This is a genomic window from Pelomicrobium sp. G1 (genome assembly GCF_051905455.1).
Lineage (GTDB): Bacteria > Pseudomonadota > Gammaproteobacteria > Burkholderiales > UBA6910 > Pelomicrobium.
Genome location: NZ_JBQACR010000285.1, coordinates 1 through 292 on the forward strand (window position 1 = coordinate 1; position 292 = coordinate 292).

Annotated in this window: 1 protein-coding gene; it reads left to right on the forward strand. The window is 62.3% G+C overall.

Translation table 11 applies throughout. The annotated features are described in order from the left end of the window. Positions 1–260: transposase (locus ACTFO6_RS18530; protein ID WP_439935844.1), on the forward strand; the 260-nt coding region annotated here is incomplete at its 5' end. Positions 261–292: the final 32 nt, after the last annotated feature.

Below are 292 nucleotides of genomic sequence, written 5' to 3' on the forward strand. Positions count from 1 at the left end.
CCCAATGGTGCACGAACGTCATGCGCTCCAAGGTCGAGCCGATGAAGGAAGTGGCCCGACTGATCCGCAACCACTTCGACGGCATCGTCGCCTGGATCCAGACCCGCCAGACCAACGGCTTCCTCCAAGCCCTGAATGGGCTGTTCCAAGCGGCCAAGCGCAAGGCGCGCGGCTACACCCGCTTCGCCACGATGCGCACCGTGCTCTCCCTCACCGCCGGAAAGCTCGATTTCGCTCGGATCAACCCGCATGCCGCGTAACCCACTCGAAATTCAAAAGAGCCGTGCAGTTG